This is a genomic window from Bacillus alkalisoli, from assembly GCF_002797415.1.
In the GTDB taxonomy this organism is placed as follows: Bacteria; Bacillota; Bacilli; order Bacillales; family Bacillaceae_I; genus Bacillus_CD; species Bacillus_CD alkalisoli.
Genome location: NZ_KZ454944.1, coordinates 3828438 through 3834439 on the forward strand (window position 1 = coordinate 3828438; position 6002 = coordinate 3834439).

At 45.6% G+C, this 6002-nt stretch carries 2 protein-coding genes, 7 tRNA genes and 2 rRNA genes; all 11 read right to left on the minus strand.

The window, feature by feature from the left end:
- Positions 1-900 (minus strand): arginase, encoded by a 900-nt coding sequence (rocF, locus tag CDZ89_RS19025; protein WP_096155925.1) that lies wholly within the window; start codon positions 898-900, stop codon positions 1-3.
- A 64-nt stretch (positions 901-964) separates the two neighbouring features.
- A complete protein-coding gene (locus tag CDZ89_RS19030; protein WP_100334230.1) occupies positions 965-1189 on the minus strand; it encodes a hypothetical protein in 225 nt (74 codons plus the stop codon).
- Positions 1190-1673: 484 nt separating this feature from the next.
- A tRNA-Lys gene (locus tag CDZ89_RS19040) sits at positions 1674-1746 on the minus strand.
- Position 1747: 1 nt separating this feature from the next.
- Positions 1748-1822: transfer RNA gene (locus tag CDZ89_RS19045), tRNA-Gln, on the minus strand.
- Positions 1823-1946: 124 nt separating this feature from the next.
- Positions 1947-2031, minus strand: a tRNA-Tyr gene (locus CDZ89_RS19050).
- 31 nt (positions 2032-2062) lie between these two features.
- Positions 2063-2138: transfer RNA gene (locus CDZ89_RS19055), tRNA-Val, on the minus strand.
- A gap of 73 nt (positions 2139-2211) precedes the next feature.
- Positions 2212-2286, minus strand: a tRNA-Glu gene (locus tag CDZ89_RS19060).
- Between the two features lie 16 nt (positions 2287-2302).
- Positions 2303-2376: transfer RNA gene (locus tag CDZ89_RS19065), tRNA-Thr, on the minus strand.
- 1 nt (position 2377) lies between these two features.
- Positions 2378-2452, minus strand: a tRNA-Asn gene (locus CDZ89_RS19070).
- 74 nt (positions 2453-2526) lie between these two features.
- Positions 2527-2643 (minus strand): 5S ribosomal RNA (rrf, locus tag CDZ89_RS19075).
- A 127-nt stretch (positions 2644-2770) separates the two neighbouring features.
- A 23S ribosomal RNA gene (locus tag CDZ89_RS19080) occupies positions 2771-5720 on the minus strand.
- Between the last annotated feature and the right edge of the window lie 282 nt (positions 5721-6002).

Here is a 6002-nt window from a genome sequence, read left to right on the forward strand (position 1 = left end):
CTATAATAATTTCTCACCGAAAAGAGAACCCATTAATGCAACAGCTACGGAAGCTGTTTTATTTTTTTCATCTAATATCGGATTAACTTCTACAAATTCAGCTGAAGTTACAACATCTGCTTCTGCTAACATTTCCATTGCCAAATGACTTTCGCGATATGATATTCCTCCAATAACCGGTGTTCCAACCCCTGGTGCATCGTGAGGATCTAATCCATCTAAATCTAAAGAAAGGTGTACGCCATCTGTACGCTCTCTTAAATAACTAATAGCATCCTCCATTACTGCTGTCATGCCCATTCTATCAATTTCATGCATGGTATACACTTTTATACCTATTTCTTTTATTAATTGTTTTTCACCCTCATCCAACGATCTTGCACCGATTATAACAATATTTTCAGGCATGATTTTCGGCTCATAACCTCCAATTTTCGTTAAGGTTGAATCTCCAAGTCCTAAACTAACAGCTAAGGGCATTCCGTGTATGTTACCTGAAGGAGAAGTTTCAGCTGTGTTCAAATCTCCATGTGCATCATACCAAATGACGCCTAGGTTTTTGTAGTGTTTAGCTACTCCAGCAATAGAACCAATCGCAATACTATGATCTCCACCAAATATTAATGGAAATCTCCCCTTTTTTATTTCTTGATCTACCGTACTAGCTAATCTTTCACTAGCTTCCGCAACCGCTTTCAAATTCTTCAAGTTGCTTTCACGGTTACTCGTTCTTTCGGCACTACCAATTTCAATATCTCCTAAGTCTTCAATATGTAAATGTAGATTTTCTAATTTCTCAACTATTCCAGCATATCGAATAGCACTAGGGCCCATGTCCACTCCTCTACGCGTTTGCCCTAAGTCCATCGGAACTCCAATTATCGAAATCTCTTTCTTCATTCTAATTCCTCCTTTAATCTACCTATCCCAATATACATATTGTATCCTCAAAATAACGATTGACTCAACTCCACAATTTTTTGAATATATATGCAGTTAGAAAAGCGTATGGGGCATATTTAAAATTTTTGTCGATGAAGTTCACTTTCTTTTTTTCTTGAGCATAATGAACTTCATCTGTCTTATCAAGTTCACTTTTTTTTTCTTGAGCAAAATGAACTTCATCGATCTTATCACATTCACTTTCTTCTTTTTTCTTGGGCAAAATGATCTTCATTGACTTTATCACGTTCACTTTCTTCTTTTTTCTTAGTCAAAATGAACTTCATCCGCCTTATCGAGTTCACTTTCTTCTTTTTTCTTGGACAAAATGAACTTCATCAACCTTATCACGTTCACTTTCTTCTTTTTTCTTGGGTAAAATGAACTTCATCTGCTTGGCTTTATCACGTTCATTTCTCACTCTTTATTCTGGCAAAGGTAAATTTCAAACACCCTATTTTAATTATATTTTCTCAATCAAAGTAAACTGCATCTTCTCACCTGACCAAGTATTCACAATTAGAAGCATTTATAATTTCCTTAACAACAAAAAAGCCATAAACTATTGATTAGTCTATGACTTGAAAAATGTATTATTATGGTGGAGCCTAGCAGATCGAACCGCTGACCTCCTGCGTGCAAGGCAGACGCTCTCCCAGCTGAGCTAAGCCTCTAAAAAAACTCATAAAAAAATAAGCAGTCTCTTTAGTGAGACTGCTTACGTTTCATTATGTGCCATGAAGGACTCGAACCTTCGACCCTCTGATTAAAAGTCAGATGCTCTACCAACTGAGCTAATGGCACTTGGCTGGGCTAGCTGGATTCGAACCAACGCATGTCGCAGTCAAAGTGCGATGCCTTACCGCTTGGCTATAGCCCAATAAGTTTTAATGAAAGTAGTTTTATACTGAAAGCCATCAATACCTTACATATACTCTCACAAAGTTAATAAATATATACCTTTTTTTCAAACAAAAACCTCGTCCATAATCTACGAAGTTAAATGGTGGAGGGGGACGGATTCGAACCGCCGAACCCTGAGGGAGCGGATTTACAGTCCGCCGCGTTTAGCCACTTCGCTACCCCTCCATATACTCTTTTTCAATATGAAGTAAACTTCTGGTGGAGGATGACGGGATCGAACCGCCGACCCCCTGCTTGTAAGGCAGGTGCTCTCCCAGCTGAGCTAATCCTCCATAATAATAAGTAATTTATAATCTAAAATTAAGTAATTTAGTTAAGTTATTTTCGCTTCGCGAAAAAAAACTTTGGTGACCCGTACGGGATTCGAACCCGTGTTACCGCCGTGAAAGGGCGGTGTCTTAACCGCTTGACCAACGGGCCGGAATGGAATTTTTTAAGCTTCCAACCGGGCTCGAACCGGTGACCTCTTCCTTACCATGGAAGTGCTCTACCTAACTGAGCTATGGAAGCATGGCTCCACCAGTAGGATTCGAACCTACGACCCTTCGGTTAACAGCCGAATGCTCTACCGCTGAGCTATGGTGGAACGGTAATAGAGAAAATATTAACTGTTTTAATAGTCTGTTATAATCTCGTCTCAGTTAGTTATAAAATTAAATAGCCTGGCAACGTCCTACTCTCACAGGGGGACAGCCCCCAACTACCATCGGCGCTGAAGAGCTTAACTTCCGTGTTCGGTATGGGAACGGGTGTGGCCTCTTCGCCATCATTACCAGACTATTAGTGTGACATAAAATAATTATAGTCACTTTTGAAAGAAAATCAAGAGTTTTTCACTCTTTTATGTTCCTTCAAAACTAGATAACATGTGTTCATATCAAGAAAGTGATTGTATCGTTCTAATTTGGTTAAGTCCTCGATCTATTAGTATTCGTCAGCTACACGTGTCGCCACGCTTCCACCTCGAACCTATCTACCTGATCATCTTTCAGGGATCTTACTAGCTTGCGCTAAAGGAAATCTCATCTTGAGGGGGGCTTCATGCTTAGATGCTTTCAGCACTTATCCCGTCCGCACGTAGCTACCCAGCTATGCCTTTGGCAAGACAACTGGTACACCAGCGGTGCGTCCATCCCGGTCCTCTCGTACTAAGGACAGCTCCTCTCAAATTTCCTGCGCCCACGACGGATAGGGACCGAACTGTCTCACGACGTTCTGAACCCAGCTCGCGTACCGCTTTAATGGGCGAACAGCCCAACCCTTGGGACCGACTACAGCCCCAGGATGCGATGAGCCGACATCGAGGTGCCAAACCTCCCCGTCGATGTGGACTCTTGGGGGAGATAAGCCTGTTATCCCCGGGGTAGCTTTTATCCGTTGAGCGATGGCCCTTCCATGCGGAACCACCGGATCACTAAGCCCGACTTTCGTCCCTGCTCGACTTGTAGGTCTCGCAGTCAAGCTCCCTTGTGCCTTTACACTCTACGAATGATTTCCAACCATTCTGAGGGAACCTTTGGGCGCCTCCGTTACTCTTTAGGAGGCGACCGCCCCAGTCAAACTGCCCACCTGACACTGTCTCCCACCCCGATTAGGGGTGCGGGTTAGAATTTCAATACAGCCAGGGTAGTATCCCACCGACGCCTCCACCGAAGCTAGCGCTCCGGCTTCTCAGGCTCCTACCTATCCTGTACAAGCTGTACCAAAATTCAATATCAGGCTACAGTAAAGCTCCACGGGGTCTTTCCGTCCTGTCGCGGGTAACCTGCATCTTCACAGGTACTATAATTTCACCGAGTCTCTGGTTGAGACAGTGCCCAGATCGTTACGCCTTTCGTGCGGGTCGGAACTTACCCGACAAGGAATTTCGCTACCTTAGGACCGTTATAGTTACGGCCGCCGTTTACTGGGGCTTCGGTTCAAAGCTTCGCTTGCGCTAACCTCTCCCCTTAACCTTCCAGCACCGGGCAGGCGTCAGCCCCTATACTTCGCCTTGCGGCTTCGCAGAGACCTGTGTTTTTGCTAAACAGTCGCCTGGGCCTATTCACTGCGGCTCTCTCGGGCTTTAACACCCTAACAGAGCACCCCTTCTCCCGAAGTTACGGGGTCATTTTGCCGAGTTCCTTAACCAGAGTTCTCTCGCTCACCTTAGGATTCTCTCCTCGCCTACCTGTGTCGGTTTGCGGTACAGGCACCATTCTCCTCGCTAGAGGCTTTTCTTGGCAGTGTGAAATCAGGAACTTCGGTACTAAATTTCCCTCGCCATCACAGCTCAGCCTTTATGAGAAGCGGATTTGCCTACTTCTCAGCCTTACTGCTTGGACGCGCATATCCAACAGCGCGCTTACCCTATCCTCCTGCGTCCCCCCATTGCTCAAACGGAGTGAAGGTGGTACAGGAATATCAACCTGTTATCCATCGCCTACGCCTTTCGGCCTCGGCTTAGGTCCTGACTAACCCTGAGCGGACGAGCCTTCCTCAGGAAACCTTAGGCATTCGGTGGATGGGATTCTCACCCATCTTTCGCTACTCATACCGGCATTCTCACTTCTAAGCGCTCCACCAGTCCTTACGGTCTAGCTTCAACGCCCTTAGAACGCTCTCCTACCACTGTTCGTAAGAACAGTCCGCAGCTTCGGTGATACGTTTAGCCCCGGTACATTTTCGGCGCAGAGTCACTCGACCAGTGAGCTATTACGCACTCTTTAAATGGTGGCTGCTTCTAAGCCAACATCCTGGTTGTCTAAGCAACTCCACATCCTTTTCCACTTAACGTATACTTTGGGACCTTAGCTGGCGGTCTGGGCTGTTTCCCTCTTGACTACGGATCTTATCACTCGCAGTCTGACTCCCATGGATAAGTCTTTGGCATTCGGAGTTTGACTGAATTCGGTAACCCGATGAGGGCCCCTAGTCCAATCAGTGCTCTACCTCCAAGACTCTAACACATGAGGCTAGCCCTAAAGCTATTTCGGAGAGAACCAGCTATCTCCAGGTTCGATTGGCATTTCACCCCTACCCACACCTCATCCCCGCACTTTTCAACGTGCGTGGGTTCGGGCCTCCATTCAGTGTTACCTGAACTTCACCCTGGACATGGGTAGATCACCTGGTTTCGGGTCTACGACCACGTACTCATTCGCCCTATTCAGACTCGCTTTCGCTACGGCTCCGTCTCATCGACTTAACCTTGCACGGGATCGTAACTCGCCGGTTCATTCTACAAAAGGCACGCTATCACCCGGGTTTTTTCCGAAGAAAAAACATAGGGCTCTAACTACTTGTAGGCACACGGTTTCAGGATCTTTTCACTCCCCTTCCGGGGTGCTTTTCACCTTTCCCTCACGGTACTGGTTCACTATCGGTCACTAGGGAGTATTTAGCCTTGGGAGATGGTCCTCCCTGCTTCCGACGGGATTTCTCGTGTCCCGCCGTACTCAGGATCCACTCAGGAGGGAACGAAGTTTCAACTACAGGGCTTTTACCTTCTACGGCTGACCTTTCCAGGTCGCTTCATTTACCCCGTTCCTTTGTAACTCCATGTTGAGTGTCCTACAACCCCAAGAGGCAAGCCTCTTGGTTTGGGCTAATTCCGTTTCGCTCGCCGCTACTCAGGAAATCGCGTTTGCTTTCTCTTCCTCCGGGTACTTAGATGTTTCAGTTCCCCGGGTCTGCCTTCATTACCCTATGTATTCAGGTAAAGATACTACTCCATTACGAGTAGTGGGTTTCCCCATTCGGAAATCTCTGGATCAAAGCTCACTTACAGCTCCCCAAAGCATATCGGTGTTAGTCCCGTCCTTCATCGGCTCCTAGTGCCAAGGCATCCACCGTGCGCCCTTAATAACTTAACCTTGTTCGATAAATTATAAGCTTCGCATCTCTTCGTCAGCTCCTTCGCTCACATCCTCATTTACCCTAAAGTAAACTCCGGTGTTCGCTCAGTCGCTTCCTCGACCTGCTTGCTTCTAATTCACCTCAACATTTCGATATCGCGAATTGATATCTATTAAAAAGAAAATTTACTAAGATGAACGATACTTTTGATGTATCTTGACATTACTTATGTTATCTAGTTTTCAAAGAACATGGTTCGATAGCTTTTATACTATCTAAAGTTTGAAAGAGGAATGCTC